Annotated in this window: 14 protein-coding genes; 8 read left to right on the top strand and 6 right to left on the bottom strand. The window is 70.2% G+C overall.

All coding sequences use genetic code 11. The features are described 5' to 3' along the window. The first annotated feature begins 129 nt into the window (after window positions 1-129). The 4 genes from OV208_RS01260 to OV208_RS01275 all read left to right on the top strand — a co-directional run bounded on the left by OV208_RS01260 (window position 130) and on the right by OV208_RS01275 (window position 3,324). Window positions 130-1,125 (top strand): aldo/keto reductase family protein, encoded by a 996-nt coding sequence (locus OV208_RS01260; protein ID WP_267571945.1) that lies wholly within the window; start codon window positions 130-132, stop codon window positions 1,123-1,125. A gap of 251 nt (window positions 1,126-1,376) precedes the next feature. Further along, a complete protein-coding gene (locus tag OV208_RS01265; protein WP_120541155.1) occupies window positions 1,377-2,069 on the top strand; it encodes a MotA/TolQ/ExbB proton channel family protein in 693 nt (230 codons plus the stop codon). Between the two features lie 3 nt (window positions 2,070-2,072). Further along, window positions 2,073-2,507, top strand: coding sequence for an ExbD/TolR family protein (locus OV208_RS01270; RefSeq protein WP_120541154.1), 435 nt, complete (start codon window positions 2,073-2,075; stop codon window positions 2,505-2,507). Between the two features lie 22 nt (window positions 2,508-2,529). Further along, a complete protein-coding gene (locus OV208_RS01275) occupies window positions 2,530-3,324 on the top strand; it encodes an energy transducer TonB (protein ID WP_267571946.1) in 795 nt (264 codons plus the stop codon). Window positions 3,325-3,355: 31 nt separating this feature from the next. On the opposite strand, the gene OV208_RS01280 is transcribed toward OV208_RS01275, so the two are convergent. After that, window positions 3,356-3,847, bottom strand: coding sequence for a MarR family winged helix-turn-helix transcriptional regulator (locus tag OV208_RS01280; protein ID WP_267571947.1), 492 nt, complete (start codon window positions 3,845-3,847; stop codon window positions 3,356-3,358). 203 nt (window positions 3,848-4,050) lie between these two features. On the opposite strand from OV208_RS01280, the gene OV208_RS01285 reads away from it, so the two are divergent. Together OV208_RS01285 and OV208_RS01290 are read left to right on the top strand one after the other, a co-directional pair. Then, window positions 4,051-5,439, top strand: a complete 1,389-nt coding sequence (locus tag OV208_RS01285; protein WP_267571948.1) for a TolC family protein — start codon at window positions 4,051-4,053, stop codon at window positions 5,437-5,439. Between the two features lie 142 nt (window positions 5,440-5,581). Beyond that, window positions 5,582-5,794, top strand: a complete 213-nt coding sequence (locus OV208_RS01290) for a hypothetical protein (protein ID WP_267571949.1) — start codon at window positions 5,582-5,584, stop codon at window positions 5,792-5,794. Window positions 5,795-5,847: 53 nt separating this feature from the next. On the opposite strand, the gene OV208_RS01295 is transcribed toward OV208_RS01290, so the two are convergent. After that, window positions 5,848-6,888, bottom strand: coding sequence for a Rieske 2Fe-2S domain-containing protein (locus OV208_RS01295; protein ID WP_267571950.1), 1,041 nt, complete (start codon window positions 6,886-6,888; stop codon window positions 5,848-5,850). Window positions 6,889-7,004: 116 nt separating this feature from the next. Between OV208_RS01295 and OV208_RS01300 the strand changes: the two genes are divergently transcribed. Both OV208_RS01300 and OV208_RS01305 read left to right on the top strand, forming a co-directional pair. Continuing rightward, complete coding sequence (locus tag OV208_RS01300; RefSeq protein ID WP_267571951.1) at window positions 7,005-7,901, top strand: DUF547 domain-containing protein; 897 nt, start codon at window positions 7,005-7,007, stop codon at window positions 7,899-7,901. A 47-nt stretch (window positions 7,902-7,948) separates the two neighbouring features. Next, window positions 7,949-9,028: a WD40/YVTN/BNR-like repeat-containing protein gene (locus OV208_RS01305; RefSeq protein ID WP_267571952.1), complete on the top strand. Its 1,080-nt coding sequence runs from the start codon at window positions 7,949-7,951 to the stop codon at window positions 9,026-9,028. 37 nt (window positions 9,029-9,065) lie between these two features. On the opposite strand, the gene OV208_RS01310 is transcribed toward OV208_RS01305, so the two are convergent. The 4 genes from OV208_RS01310 to OV208_RS01325 all read right to left on the bottom strand — a co-directional run bounded on the left by OV208_RS01310 (window position 9,066) and on the right by OV208_RS01325 (window position 15,227). Then, the gene (locus OV208_RS01310; RefSeq protein ID WP_267571953.1) at window positions 9,066-10,001 is read right to left on the bottom strand and encodes an ROK family protein; all 936 of its coding nucleotides are present in this window, start codon (window positions 9,999-10,001) and stop codon (window positions 9,066-9,068) included. Window positions 10,002-10,056: 55 nt separating this feature from the next. Next, on the bottom strand, window positions 10,057-11,427 hold the full coding sequence (locus OV208_RS01315; RefSeq protein ID WP_267571954.1) for a phosphomannomutase/phosphoglucomutase: 1,371 nt from the start codon (window positions 11,425-11,427) through the stop codon (window positions 10,057-10,059). A 158-nt stretch (window positions 11,428-11,585) separates the two neighbouring features. After that, the gene (locus tag OV208_RS01320; protein WP_267571955.1) at window positions 11,586-13,940 is read right to left on the bottom strand and encodes a protein kinase domain-containing protein; all 2,355 of its coding nucleotides are present in this window, start codon (window positions 13,938-13,940) and stop codon (window positions 11,586-11,588) included. A gap of 225 nt (window positions 13,941-14,165) precedes the next feature. Further along, window positions 14,166-15,227, bottom strand: a complete 1,062-nt coding sequence (locus OV208_RS01325; RefSeq protein WP_267571956.1) for a mannose-1-phosphate guanylyltransferase — start codon at window positions 15,225-15,227, stop codon at window positions 14,166-14,168. Between the last annotated feature and the right edge of the window lie 56 nt (window positions 15,228-15,283).

The following is a 15,283-nucleotide window of genomic DNA, read 5'->3' on the forward strand; positions in this document are numbered from 1 at the left end:
GCCCCTCCGTTCACAAGCGACGCCCGGGAACGGTCGAATCCCGGCGCGAGGGGTCGTCCGCCTGACTCCAACCGTCGAGAAGATGCGAATCCGTACGAACCCCGAGACGCGGCGGCTAGTCTGCCGCGCATGAACTTCCGGTTCCTCGGTCGCAGCGGTCTGAAGGTCAGCGAGATTTCCTTTGGCAACTGGCTCACGCACGGCTCCCAGGTGGAGGAGGACGCAGCGCTCGCCTGTGTGAAGGCGGCGCTCGACACGGGCATCACCACCTTCGACACCGCCGACGTGTACGCCGGCACCAAGGCCGAAGCCGTGCTCGGCCGCGCCCTCAAGGGCCAGCGCCGTGAAGGCTACGAGCTCTTCACCAAGGTCTACTGGCCCACCGGCCCCGGCCAGAACGACCGCGGCCTGTCGCGCAAGCACATCATCGAGTCCATCCACGGCTCGCTGCGCCGCCTCCAGACGGACTACGTGGACCTCTACCAGGCCCACCGCTTCGACGTGGAGACGCCCCTGGAGGAGACGATGCTCGCCTTCGCGGACATCGTGCGCCAGGGCAAGGCCCTCTACATCGGCGTCTCCGAATGGACCGCCGAGCAGATCACCGCCGGCGCGAAGCTCGCCCGCGAGCTGCACGTGCCCTTCGTCTCAAACCAGCCCCAGTACTCCATGCTCTGGCGGGTCATCGAATCCAAGGTTGTCCCCGCCTCCGACGCGGAAGGCATGGGGCAGATTGTCTGGTCCCCGCTCGCCAAGGGCGTGCTCACCGGCAAGTACCAGCCCGGCCAGCCCCCTCCGGCCGATACCCGCGCCGCCAACAAGCAGGGCGCCATGTTCATGACCAGCTTCATGACCGACGACGTGCTCACCCGCGTCCAGCAGCTCAAGCCGCTGGCGAAGGAAGCCGGCCTGTCGCTCGCGCAGCTCTCCGTCGCGTGGGTGCTCCAGAACAAGAGCGTCTCCACCGCCATCATCGGCGCCACCCGGCCGGAGCAGGTGCTCGACAACGTGAAGGCCACCGGCGTGAAGCTCGACGCCGACCTCCTGCGCCGCATCGACGCCATCATCGGGCCGGTCGTGGAGCGCGACCCCGCGCAGACCACCAGTCCCGACCGCCGCCCCTGAAGGAAGAAACGAAATCCGCCCCCCAGGCGTACGTAGGGTCGGGGGGCCTGTACCGGCAGGCGTCCCCACGGTCGCCCCTTCACATGATGGGGCATCCGACATCCACGCCCTCCACCCACCATTCCCGGTCGAATGGATTGTCACGGTCCCATGACCTCCCTGCCGATCCATTTGACTTTTGAGTCGAGGGGAACAAGAGACTGCCCCGCGCGTTGGCAGTCCTCACACTTCAACCCCCAGGCTTGTCTCCCATGACGTCCTTCCTCCTCCTGGCCCAGGCGGCCCAACCCGAACTCGGCTGGTTGAGCGGCAAGCTGCTCGGGGTGACGCTGGGCAGCGCCGAGTGGGTGCTCTGGCTGCTGGTCATCCTCTCCGTGCTCTCCATCGCCGTGATGCTGGAGCGCGCCGTCTACTTCTCGCGCCACCGGCTGCCCAACTCGGAGGCGCTGGCCGTGCGGCTGGCGCGCGGTGAGTTCGACGCCGTCAGCGCCGAGGTGAAGAACCACAAGGGCATGGAGGCGGCCGTCATCCGCGAGGCCCTCGCCTCCGCGTCCCAGGGCCCCGACACCGTGGAGCAGGTCATCGCGTCCACCGTCGCCCGCGAGCGTCCCCAGTACGAGCGCTTCCTGTCGCTGCTCGGCACGCTGGGCAACAACGCCCCGTTCATCGGCCTGTTCGGCACGGTGCTCGGCATCATCAAGGCCTTCAACGACCTGGGCGCCATGAATGCCAAGGGCGGCGCCATGCAGCAGACGGTGATGGCCGGCATCTCCGAGGCGCTCGTCGCCACCGCCGTGGGCCTCGCGGTCGCCATCCCTGCCGTCGTCGCCTTCAACATCTTCAGCCGTCAGTTGAAGACGCTCACCAGCCGCACCACCTCCCTGGGCCACGCGCTCGTGGGCGCCATGAAGGCCAAGAAGCCGGGCGTCGCGGGGGGGAACTAGGTCATGGCCGGCAGCGCGGGCGACAACGACGACGAAATCACCGGCATCAACGTCACGCCGCTGGTGGACGTGGTGCTGGTGCTGCTCATCATCTTCATGGTCACCGCGAACTTCATCGTCCGCGAGACGGTGGAGGTGGACCTGCCCCGCGCCGCCAACGGCGGTGAGACGGTGCAGGGCCTGGTGAACGTCGTGCTCGACAAGGAGGGCAAGCTCTACTTCGACGGCGCGGAGGTGACGGAGGCCGACCTGTCCCGCCGCGTGGTGGAGGCCGTCTCCAAGGACAAGGACACGCGCGCCATCATCAGCGCGGACCAGACCATCGCGTACGGCCGCGTGATGCGCCTCATCGACGTGGTGAAGGGCCAGGGCATCGCCAAGTTCGCCCTCAACATCGAGAAGGACGTGTCCCCCGCGGCCACGCCCGCCGCTCCCTGACCCGAAGGCACGCGAAGCCACCATGAGCCAGGCGGTCCTCGATTCTTCCGTGCAGCCCCAGCGCGACCGCTCCACGCGGTTCGTGTTCGGCTTCTTCCTCGTGTCGCTCGCGCTGCACGCGGGCGGCTTCTGGTTCATCTCCACCCTGGAGGGCCGCAAGCAGATTGCCTCCCAGCGTCCGGTGGAGCTGGTGATGGTGGAGGTGCGGAAGCCGCCGCCTCCGCCCCCGCCGGAGGAGAAGAAGGAAGAGCCCAAGCCGCCTCCGCCCAAGGTGAAGCCGGTGAAGCCGCCGCCCATCAAGGTCGCGGAAGCGCCCAAGCCGCCGCCCCCGACCGAAGCACCGCCGCCGCCCAACGACACGCCGCCGCCGGAGCCGCAGGCCAAGCCGCCGCCGCTCGTGGTGGGCATGACCATGTCGTCCACCACCAGCGCGGGCACCTTCGCCGCGCCCGTGGGCAACACGGCCTACGGCAAGGCCAACGGCACCGCGAAGGACCCCAAGGAAGTGAAGGGCTACTCCGCGCCCAGGTACGTGCCCGTGTACCAGGTGGACTCCGAGCCCACCGTCGCGTCCGAGGTGAAGATTCCCTACCCGGACGAAGCGCGCCGCGCGGGCATCGAGGGCACGGTGACGCTGTCCATCACCATCGACGCGGACGGCAAGGTGGGCACCGTGAAGGTCATCTCCGGGCCCGGCTACGGCCTCAACGAAGCAGCGCGCGATGCCATCCGGCGCTTCCGCTTCAAGCCCGCCATCAAGGGCGGCGAGGCCGTGGCCACGGAGATGAAGTACTCGTACACGTTCCTGCTGGACTGACGCAGGAGGCCGGGCCCGCGAAGGGCCCCGCCTACTGCGTCTTGAGCGCGCGGCGCATGATGTCGCCCAGCGCCACCAGGTCCTCTTCCGGCATGGAGGCCATGAAGGGCGGAGGCCGGGCCATCCGCGCAATCAGCCGACCGCGCAGCTCCGCGCCAGCCTCCGTCAGCACCAGCATCTTCACCCGCCGGTCCTGCTCGCTGCTGCGCCGCTCCACCAGCTTGCGCGCCTCCAGCCGGTCCACCAGCCCCGTGACGTTGGACGCATCACACGACAGATAGGTGGCGAGCGTGCTCATCGCGAGCGCTCCCTCGCCCAACTGCCGCAGGACGTGCGCCTGGACCGGGGACAGGTCGAACTCCGCCGCCAGCGCGGGGAAGTTGCGCATGTGCGTGTGGAGCAGCTCGAAGAGGAGCGTCCACGCCTGCTGCGCGAGCCCCGCCTCTGCTTCCTCCCCAACTTGAGTACGGGCCTCCGGCGGACGCCCTGCCTGCTCGCTGTGACCTTCGCCAAGAGCATTCATGATGCCTTCACACTAATTCACACGGTTTGCATAAACAATTGACACCCTCAACCTTTGACGGGTACTACATTCCGGATATTCCATCATCCGACAGTGCGGAGTACTTTCACGAGGCTCCAGGGTCGGGTAGATGACGCAACGCAGTCGTCCATTGGACGGATCCGCCTCGCGCTCCCGCGGGTCGGTGAGGAGGTCAAGGCGGTATGAGTACCCTTCTGGCGCTTTCCCTGTCGGCCGCCCTGGCCGCAGCGCCTGTACTGTCGCTGGACGAGGCGTTGGAGTCGGCCCGTCAGCAGAACCTCGATTTGAAGATTGCCCAGGAGCGCTTCGAGCAGGCGTCCCTCGCGACCCGCAGGGCCTGGGCCGGCTACCTGCCGACCATCAGCGTGGGGGCGTCCATCACGCGCAACAACGTGGCGGCCGTCATCCCAGCGGGCCCCATCGCGCCGGTGGACATCGTCATCCAGCCGCTCATCCAGCAGGGTGCGCAGGCGGAAGTGCGTCAGGCCATCATCGCGCCCCAACTGTGGGCGGCCATCGCGGCCTCGTACAAGGCGGTGAAGCTGGCGGAGCTCAACACGCAGACGGCGCGCCGGCAGGTGCTCTTCGGCGTGGCGCAGGCCTACTACGGCGCCGCTGCGCAGCAGGAAGCACTGCGCGCCCAGGAGCGTCTGCTGGAGCTGACCCAGGCGCGGGAGAAGGACACCCAGGCCCGGTTCGACGCGGGCACGGTGACGCGCGTGGCGCTCTTGCGCGCGCAGTTGGACCGTTCGCGCGCGGAGCAGGACCTGGTGCGCGCGAAGAACGCGCTCGCGGGCCTGAAGCTGGCGCTGGGCACGCTCATCCAGAAGGAACCGGACTTCGACCTGGCCCCGCCGCCGGAGCCCCAGGTGCCCGCGCAGGCGTCGCCGGACGACCTGGTGAACCAGGCGATCCAGGAGCGCTCGGACGTGCAGGCCGCCGAAGTGGGCCTGAAGCTGACGCGCATCAACAAGACGGGCGTCATCCTGAGCTACCTGCCCACGCTGGGTGTCACGGGCGCGTACCGCATCGCGAACGCGGCGGGCTTCACGGGCCAGAACGAGACGTGGGCCATCACCTTCGGCGCCAGCTGGACGCTGTTCGACGGCGGCCTGCGCGAGGCGAACCTCTCCGAGGCGTCGTCCCGCGTGCGTGAGGCCACCGTGAGCCAGCAGCTGGCCCAGGCCCGCGTGAAGGAGGAGGTGCGTCGCTCCAAGCTGGACCTGGAGAACGCGCTCGCCAACCGCTCCAAGGCCGAGGAGGCCCTGGGTCTCGCGCGCGAGTCCAACCGCCTCACCGACGTGAGCTTCCAGGCGGGCGTCGCTACGTACCTGGAGGTCGCGGACGCCAACACCTCGCTCACCAACGCCGAGGTCGGCTTCGTGTCCGAGCGCCTCCAGGCGTCCCTGGCCGCGCTGCGCCTGCTCAACGCCATGGGCTCGTTCGAGTCCGGTTCGGTGCGCAAGGACGCGGCGGCCCTGGGCGCCCAGCCCGGCGTGTCGACTCAGCCCGCTCAGCAGCAGCCGGCGCAGCAGCCCGCGCCGGAGCAGCAGCCCACCCCCCAGAAGTAACGGGGTGTGAGGGGAAATTCCCGGCGCCCATCCTGGGGCGCCGGGTCCCCTGCCCTCCCGGGTGAGAAGCAGGTCCCGCGTTGTGGTGGTCCGGCGTCAGCCCCACCCTCCAGACAGGACCCGCTCTCACGAGGAGGGAATCATGGCGGACGCATCCTGGGGCAACTGCAAGAGCTGTCGCTTCTTCGCCGGCAACAGCGACGAGCCGAGCGACAACGATGTCCAGAGCTGCAACCAGTCCGAGCTGAAGAAGTTCGCGCTCCTGGTGTCAGCCGACAGCGGCTGCAACGCATACGAGGCACAGGTCGGCGAATCGGTCCCCATTGGCGTGGAGCCCGCGCCCGCCATGCACTGAGGCGGTGTGCCTTCCCCCCTCGCGACACCGCGTCGCGAAGGGGGACCCGGAGCTCAGGTGCCCGTGGCTTCGTGGATGACCCGGGGCACGGCCTCCGGCTCGTGCGCGTAGTAGATGCGCTCCATGAGCTTGCGCTGGTGCACCAGCGGCTTGTCGTACTTGTCCAGCCGCATGCCCTTGTGGCTGTAGGGCGTGTCCGCGACGGTGGGGATGAAGCGCGCGTCATCGCGCACCTCCCACCAGGTGAGGCCCAGCGCGGCCTTCGCCGCCACTGGCAGCAGGGGCTTCAAGAGCGGCATCGACGTGCGCAGGAAGGAGAAGACATGCAGGCGCGTCGTGCGCGCCGTCTCCGGCACGAAGAAGATGTGCGCCTGCGTGATGAAGGGACGGGGCATCCCTTCCGAGGACTTCCAGTGGATGGTGTAGATGCTGCGCACCGGATCGAAGCGCGTCACCCAGTCGTTGTGGAAGTAGTCGCCGTCGCGCACCAGGAGCAGCTTCATGATGGGCGCGGGCCGCTGCGGGGCGCGGTAGTGCACCTCCGTGTGGTCCGGGTGGTTGTGCGCGTCGAACTCCACCGCCCCGGTCTGCGCGCCGCTCCACCCCAGCCGCGTGTGGACATAGGGCGTGTGTTCGTCCTCGCTGAAGTTGTCGAGCGTCACGTGCAGCGGCGCCTGGAACAGCGTGGAGAAGGTGCCTCCGAAGACGTAGTCGTCCCCCGACAGCTCCGGCATCGCGGACAGGGGCGTGGCCGCGTGCGCGAGCCACAGGTAGCCATGGCGCTCCACCACCTGGAAGCTGCGCGCCTCGCAGTGGCGCAGCTCCGGCTGGCTGGGGTTGGTGCCGTGGCCGCGCGAGTCGAAGCGCCAGCCGTGGTACGGGCACTGGAGCTGGCCGTCCTTCGTCACCGTCCCCTTCGACAGCGGCGCGAAGCGGTGGGGACACGCGTCGGACAGGGCCGCGGCACGGCCAGAGGCATCCCGGAAGAGCGCATAGGCATGGCCCGCGAGCTCCACGCGCACGGGTTGCTGGCGGAGCTGACGGGAGGGGAGCACCGGGTGGAAGTGCCGGACGACGTCGGGGGTAGGCTCCATGGAAGCGCCAGTATAGCGGCCTGTCGGGACCGACCCCGGGTGGGTCCCCGGGGGGCCAGGCGATGTCCGGAAGGGGCTGGGGAGCGGCCCCGGAGGGTGGCATAGACTGCCGTGCCGTGAGCGCTCCTCCCCCCCTCCTCCAGCGCCGTGCGCGCGGGCCCGCCGTGGCGGTCTCCGTGGCCGTGCTGGCGGTGCTCGTCGCGGGGGCGGTGCTGTATGTGCGAGGCGCACTCCCCGCGGCCGTGCCCATCGCGACCGGGCCCTTCACCTCCAACGACTACGCGCGCGCCCTGGACCATGTGCGCCCCAGTGGGGACCTGGACTTCGTGGGGCTTGGACAGGACCGGGCGGCGCTGGAGCGATTCGTCGCGTCGCTGGCGTCGGTGTCCCCGCGCCTGCGTCCGGAGCTGTTCCCCACGCCCCAGGAGGGACTGGCGTACTGGCTCAACGCGTACAACGCGCTGGTGCTGCTGCAACTGGTGGAGCGCCATCCGGACGGCGTCGCTTCCGCGGGGTTCGGCCGCTTCTACTGGGGCCACGCGTGGCCGGTGGGCGGCGAGCGGCTGACGTTGTGGGCGCTGGAGCAGCGCATCCTGGGTGAGTACGGCGACCCGCGCGTGCACTTCGCCCTCTTCCAGGGGACGCGGGGTGGGCCCTCGCTGGACGGCGCGCCGTACCAGCCAGAGTTCCTGGACGCGCAGCTCAACGACGCCAGCCGCCGCTTCATGGGCAATCCGCGCCACGTGCGACTGGAGGGGGACACCGTGCACCTGGCGCGCCTGTTCGAGACGCGCAAGCAGGACTTCCTCGCCGCGCTGCCCGAGGGACGGGGCGGCAACGTGCTCCAGTTCGTCTGGGCCTTCCTGCCGGACACCTGCGAGGAGCGCCCCGGCTGCGACACGCGCGGCGACCTGGACCGCGCCTGCGGGCCCCAACTGGACAAGTGCCGCGTCACCTTCATGCCCGAGGACCTCACGCTGCCCGACGTCGCGGACGCCGCCGCCCGGCGCTGAGCGGCCCTGCTAGCGTCCTTGCGCGCACGGACGAGGAGGCACGGGACATGATGACGGGAGCGGTGTGGCTGGCGACGTGGCTGGCCCTGGGAGCAGGGACAGGGAGCGCGGACGTGAAGTGGGAGCCCCAGGTGAGCGGGACGACGGTGCGGCTGCGCGGGGTCAGCGCGGTGGATGCGCGCGTGGCCTGGGCCAGCGGCGACAAGGGCACCTTCGTGCGCACCACGGACGGCGGGAAGACGTGGAAGGCGGCCACCGTGCCGGGCGCGGAGGAGCTCGACTTCCGCGACGTGGATGCCTTCAGCGAGCGCACCGCGTACCTCCTGTCCATTGGCACGGGCGACAAGTCGCGCATCTACAAGACGACGGACGGGGGCGCGACGTGGAAGCTCCAGTTCACCAACGCCGTGCCGGGCGCGTTCTTCGACGGCATGGCCTTCTGGGATGAGCAGCACGGCATCGCGTTCAGCGACCCGGTGGACGGGCGCTTCATCGTCATCACCACCGAGGATGGCGGCGCGACGTGGAAGCCTGTGATGAAGGAAGCGCTGCCGCCCGCGCTCCCGGGTGAAGCGGGCTTCGCCGCCAGCGGCACGAGCATCGCGGTGCAGGGCGCGTCCCACGTCTGGTTCGGCATGGGGGGTTCGGCGGCGCGCGTGCTGCATTCAGCGGACCGGGGCCAGAACTGGAACATCGCGACGACGCCGCTGGCCACCGGGGAAGGCGCGGGCGTCTTCTCGCTCCTCTTCTGGAGCCCGAAGGCGGGCATCGCGGTGGGCGGCAACTACAAGAAGCCGGAGGAGACCGCTGGCACCGCGGCCGTCACGCTCGATGGAGGGAAGACCTGGAGCGTGCCTTCGGGGACCTCGCTGAGGGGCTACCGCTCCTGCGTGGCGCCGCTCATGCACGCCCGGCGGCCGATGCTCGTGGCCGTGGGCCCCACGGGTTCGGACGTTTCGGTGAATGGCGGCAGGGCGTGGGAGCCGCTGGACGCGACCGGCTTCCATGCCGTGTCCTCACCGCCGCGCAAGCAGGACACCGCCTATGCCGTGGGTGAGGAGGGCCGCATCGCCCGGCTGGTGCCTGCTTCCCCGGTGGAGCCGAAGCAGGCTCCGAAGAAACCGTAGCGCCCGGCGCGGGGAAGCCCCCCGCGCCCGGGAGACTTCACGCGACCAGCAGCGCCGCGCCGATGATGCCGCTGTCGTCGCCCAGCTCCGCGTCGGCGACGAGCAGGCCCTCGCGCGACGTCTGCGACGACCACATCTGCACGCCCTCCAGCACGCGCTGCCGGATGCCCGGGCAGTACGTCAGCACGCCGCCGCCCAGCAGCAGCCGCGACGGATTCAGCATCGTCACCTGATTGGCCACCGCGATGGCCAGGAAGCGGGATGCGCGCTCGTGGAGCTCCTTCGCCTCCGCGTCGCCCGCGTCCGCCGCCTTCTCCAGCGTCACCGGCGTGATGCTGTCCGGGTCGCTGTCCCCGACGAGCGACTCCAGGATGCGCGAGCGCCCCGACGCCAGCAGCTCCTTCGTCTGGGCGATGAGGTTGTGGCCGCCCACGTACGCCTCCAGGCAGCCGTGCTCGCCGCAGCCGCACAGCCGGCCACCGGGCACCACCTTGATGTGGCCCAGCTCACCGGCCACGCCGCCACCGCCCTGCACCAGCCGCCCGTCCGCGATGATGGCGCTGCCCACGCCGGAGCCCACGAACACCACCAGCATGTCCTGCGCCCCGCGACCCGCGCCCGCGTGCAGCTCACCCCACGCCGCGGCGGACAGGTCGTTCACCACCTTCACCCCGTAGCCCAACCGCTTCTGGAGCAGGTCGCCCAGGGGCACGTTGCGCCAGCCCAGGTTGGGCGCCACGGAGACGATGCCGGAGTCCTTGTGGATCTGCCCGGCCGCGCCCACGCCGCAGCCGTCCACCTTCACGCCGGCGCGCTTCATCGCTTCGTCCGCCGCCTGGGCGATGGTCTCCACCACGCCCTGTGGCTTGCGGTCCGTCACCGCCACCTTGGCGCTCGAAAGCATCTTGCCCTTCGCGTCCACCACCGCGGCCCGGACGGACGTCCCGCCCAGGTCGATTCCCAGCGTCGGCATGGCCAACTCCCTCCCTACGGTTGCGTGTGCGGTGCTTCGCGTGGAACGCCGCGCTTCAGGCGCCGACGTCCTTCTGCGCCTGGGCGACCGTGCTGTCGATGAGCGCTTGAATCTCCTTCAGGCGCGCCTCGGTGTTCGCCTCGAAGCGCAGCACCAGGATGGGCTGCGTGTTCGACGCGCGGATGAGGCCCCAGCCGTCCGGGAACGTCACGCGCACGCCGTCCACGTCGATGATCTCATGGCCCGCGTCGCGCAAAATCTCCGTGGCGCGCTTCACCATCGCGAACTTCTTCTCCTCCTTCGTGTCGAAGCGCAGCTCGGGGCTGGCGTAGGTCTTCGGCACGTCCGACAGGAGCTGCGACAGCGTCTTCTTCTCGTGGGTGAGGATCTCCAAGAGGCGCGCGGACGCGTACACCGCGTCGTCGAAGCCGTAGTAGCGGTGCTTGAAGAAGATGTGGCCGCTCATCTCGCCGGCCAGCTCCGCGTGCTCTTCCTTCATCTTCGCCTTGATGAGGGAGTGCCCCGCCTTCCACATCACCGGCTTGCCGCCGTGCTTCGCGATGTCGTCGTACATCGTGTAGCTGCACTTCACCTCGCCGACGATGGCCGCGCCCGGGGCCTCCTTCAGCACGTAGCGGCTGAAGAGCACCATGATCTGATCCCCCCAGAGCACGTTGCCCTGGTCGTCGATGACGCCGATGCGGTCGCTGTCGCCGTCGTACGCGATGCCCACTTCCGCCTTCTCCGACTTCACCGACTTGATGAGGTCCTGGAGGTTCTCCACCACCGTGGGGTCCGGGTGGTGGTTGGGGAAGTTCGCGTCCATCTCGCAGAACAGGGGCACCACGTCGAAGCCCATGCTGCGGAACAGCGGGACGGCGATCTCGCCGCCCGTGCCGTTGCCCGCGTCGATGACGATCTTCATCCCCTGGCGGCCCACCTTCACCGTCTGGCGGACGAAGTGGTTGTAGGGCGTGACGATGTCGTAGGGCGTGACCTTGCCGGGCTTGGACGCGGTGGCGAAGTCCTTCGCCTCGATGATGCGGCGCAGCTCCTGGATTTCGTGGCCGTGGAAGGTCGTCTTGCCCGCGCCAATCTTGAAGCCGTTGTACTCGGGCGGGTTGTGGCTGCCCGTAATCATGGCCAGGCCATCCACGGGCAGCGTGTTCGCCGCGAAGTACGTCAGCGGCGTCGGCACCACGCCCACGTCGTAGACGTCCAGGCCCGTGGCGGTGAGACCCTTCGCGAGCGCGTCGCGGAAGCGCGTGGAGGATTCGCGGCAGTCGCGGCCCACCGCGATGGAGGTGCCGGCCTTGCGGCGGATCATGGTGCCCAGGCCCAGGCCCAGCAGCTCCACCACCTCGATGGTGAGGTCCTTGTCCACCAGACCCCGGATGTCGTACTCGCGAAAGATGTGCGCGTTCATGGCAGTGTCCCCACCCCTGTCCCGGCCGTGAGGGCTCGGCGGAGGGCGGCGAACACTACACGAGCGGCCCCGGGGGCTGCACACGCCCGAACACCGCGCTCCCACTCTTGAACGCCCGGCTGCTCCGCCCTACCCCCATTGACGGGTAATGGACCCCATCAGGCCATGGCCCCGGTCATTCGCGCCCCGGCCCCCGCCGGCACCTGCTCCCGCAGAGACTGGTAGTGCCGCAGCCACGACGTGTTCAGCGGATCCAGCTTCAGGGCCTCCGCGTAGCACTCCAGGGCGGCCGGCACGGACCGTTGGACCTCCAAGGCGTGTCCCTGGGTGAACAGGGCGCGGGCCTTCGTCTCCACCTCCGGGCGGGCGGCGAGGAAGGCGCTGCGCAGGGCCTCCATCGTCGGCTCGGGGACGCCGGCCGCGACACACCGGGCGAGGCCCGCGACGTTGCCCCGGGTGGCGTCGTAGCCCACGCGGGACAGGGGCTCACCCAGCATCCGCTGCGCGGTCAGCACCCGGAGGCGCAGGGCCTCCAGCGCCTGACGCTGGGCCGTGGGCAGGGCGCGGCCGTTGAAGACGTCCAGGCGGCGCAGGGCGGCCTGGGCGCGGCGGCGCACGTCGCCGAAGTCCGCGTCGGGCTTCGCGCCCAGCAGGGTGTACGGGTCGCGGGCGACGGCCTCCGCGCGGGCCAGCATGCGGGCCAGCTCCGCGTCGGGCGCGGGCTCCAGGTCCTCGGAGAGGGCGCTCAAGAGGAGCCGGCTCAGGGCCGGGTACTCGTCGGAGAAGTGGACGAAGACGCCGGCGGGCACGTTCCAGGTGCGGGCCTCGTCGAAGGTGACGTGACGGACGACGTCGCACGCGCCCACGGCCGTCTCACCGCGGAAGGAGACCTCCACCGGAAGGCGCGCGGCGAGCGGCGGCAGCGAACCCCGGCACTCCACGAAGAGGCCCTCGGGGGCGACGTCGCTCACGGACACGGCCTGGAGGACTTCGCCCGGCGTGAGGCCCAGGCGCACGCGCAGGTCCGACGGCGCGTCGGTGCGGGGCGCGGAGGCCTCCAGCGGCGCGACCGGGTTCTCCAGCGGCGCGGTTGCGGTGGAGTCGTCCGACACGCGGTCCACGAGCGGGATGGGCAGGACGGCCGGCTGCGAGGACGCCGGGTGGATCAACTGAATCGGGGTGGCCTCCGCGGTGGGCGCCAGGTGCATGAACGGAATGGCGGCGGACCCCAGGGTGGACGACGCGTGCGCGGGCTCCGGGACGATGTCCAGCGGCGTCGTCAGGAAGATGGGAGTCACGGAGTTCGTGGCACCGGACGCCACCGGGCTGGAAGAAGCGGCCCCCGGGGTGTTCTCCGGCTCAGAGGGTCCCAGCAGCGCCACGGCCGAGGCCCAGAACGCGGCCACCTCCGCGCGCATGGCCACCTCGCCCGCGCGCGCGTCAGAAGAAATGCCATCCGACGCACGCAGCGCCGCATCCTCCATGGACGAAGCCGAATCGCCCCACGCGGGCACGTCCTCCACGATGTCGATGTCGTCCAGCGCGTCGCGCTCCGTCACGACCTCCGACGAAACCTCCTCGCGCGCATCCGCCGAGGCATCCCGCACACCGATCTCCAGGCCCAGCGCCTCCGCGAGCGCGACGCGGAAGTCCCGCGCGCTGTCGAAGCGGTCCTCCGGACGCGCGGCCAGCGCCCGCAGCAACACGGTGGACAGCGCGGGAGGCACGCTCGCGTTGAGCGCATGCGGCGGGAACAGCACCACGTCCGCGGACCGGCCCAGCCCGAACGGCAGCCGCCCGGTGACGAGCAGGTACCCCGCCACGCCCAGCGAGTGCACATCCGAGCGAGGTCCTCCGCAGATACCGGTGGCCTGCTCGGGCGCCATGAACGTGGGCGACCCCACCGTCACGCCCCGCGCACGCGCTTCCCGCGACAGCGCCGCGTCCCGCACCAGGCCCGCGCCGAAGTCGCGCACCAGCACCCGCCGCGCCCCCTTCGAATCCCGCGTGACGACCAGCGAGTCCATCGTGAGGTCCCCATGCACGAGCCCCCGTGCATGCGCCACCTCCAGCCCCGCGAGTGCCTGATCCAACACCTCGCCCGCCTCCACCGGAGACAGCGGCAGCGGCATCGCGCTCAGCGACTCGCCTTCCGGCGCCTCCATCAACACGCAGGGCAGGCCCTGGGGACCGGGGCGCACATCCAGCACGCGCGCCACGTGACGGTGCACGACGTTGCGCTGCGCGAGCGCCTCCGAGATGAACCGCGCGCGCACCGCCGGCCGGGCCGCCAGATGCGCATGCAACACCTTCACCGCGAAGCGGTGCCCCGTGGGCACGTACTCCGCCAGGTACACCGACGCCACCGCGCCAATCTCCAGCCGGCGCTTCAGGAGCAGCGGCCCGTGCCGCTGGCCCTCCAGCGAATCCCCGGCCACCGACGACGGCGATTCAACAGGGCAGGCCTCCCCGTTCTGGTGTTCCCCGACGCAGCGCTTGCAGCCCATCGACATCCCCGCCTGCCACCCCCTGAATGGGGCGGACCCGGGGTGCACTTGCAACCTCCGCGCCCCGTGCCCGGGGGCCTCCTACGTCCGGGACCGGACACTCCAACCACCCGGAGGTGCCGGCAATCACCCGAAACGGCTCGGGGCCCCCTGTAGAAATGACAGGGAGCCCCGGGAAGAAATGTGTGAGGGGAAACAGGAGGCGGGGTGAGCCCCAAGCCTACAAGTCCCCTACAGCAGCTTCAGGCGCTTCCTGGCCTTGAGCGCCTCGACGACCTTGCGGACATCCTGGCTCTTGTCCTTGGGGACGACGAGGACGGCGTCGCCGGAGTCCACCACCACCACGTCGTGCATGCCGACGACGGAGAGGGTCCGCTTGTCCCCGAGCACCACGCAGTTCGTGCAGTCCACGAGCACCACGTCGCCGGAGACGACGTTGCCCTGGGCGTCGGCGGGGCGCACTTCGGGGATGGCGGCGAAGGAGCCGACGTCGGACCAGCCGAAGTCGCCATCCAGCACCGCGATGTTCTCCGCCTTCTCCATCACGCCGTAGTCGATGGAGATGGAGGGCAGCTTGGGGAACACGCGCTTGAGCACGGCGGGGAAGGTGCGCTTGCCCGCGGCCTTCTGGAGCGCGTCGATGCCCTTCTGCATCTCCGGCATGTGCTTGCGGAAGGCCTCCAGCATCACGTCCGCGCGGAAGACGAAGATGCCGCCGTTCCACAGGTAGTCGCCGCCGGCCACGTACGTCTGCGCCGTCTTGAGGTCGGGCTTCTCCTTGAACGCCTTCACGCGCCGGCCGCCGCCCTCCAGCGCGTCACCGACCTGGATGTAGCCGTAGCCCGTCTCCGGGCGCGCGGGCTTGATGCCCAGGGTGACGATGTGGCCACCCTCGGCGATGCGCGCGGCCTCCGCGAGCGTGCGCTGGAAGCCCTTCACGTCCGCGACGTGGTGATCCGACGGCAGCACCGCGAGGATGCCCTTCGGGTCGCGCGCGGCCACCTGGAGGGCGGCGAGCGCGATGGCGGGCGCGGTGTTGCGCGCCACGGGCTCCACCAGGAGGTTGGCCTTGGGCAGGCCCTTCACCAGCTTCAGGGCCGTCTTCGCGTGCACGGGGCCGCAGACGATGAAGGTGCTCTTCACCGGCGCCAGGCCCTTCAAGCGCAGGGCGGTGTCGGTGAGCAGCGGGTGCTTGGAGGCGAGCGGGAGGAACTGCTTCGGACGGGCCTGGCGGGACAGCGGCCAGAAGCGGGTGCCGGAGCCACCGGCCATGATGACGGGATAGAGGGCCATACGCGGGGTCTGAGCTCCTGGAGGGCGCCAGGCCACGCCTGACGCTGACGGCGGCG

It is taken from the genome of Corallococcus sp. bb12-1, from assembly GCF_026626765.1.
In the GTDB taxonomy this organism is placed as follows: Bacteria; Myxococcota; Myxococcia; order Myxococcales; family Myxococcaceae; genus Corallococcus; species Corallococcus terminator.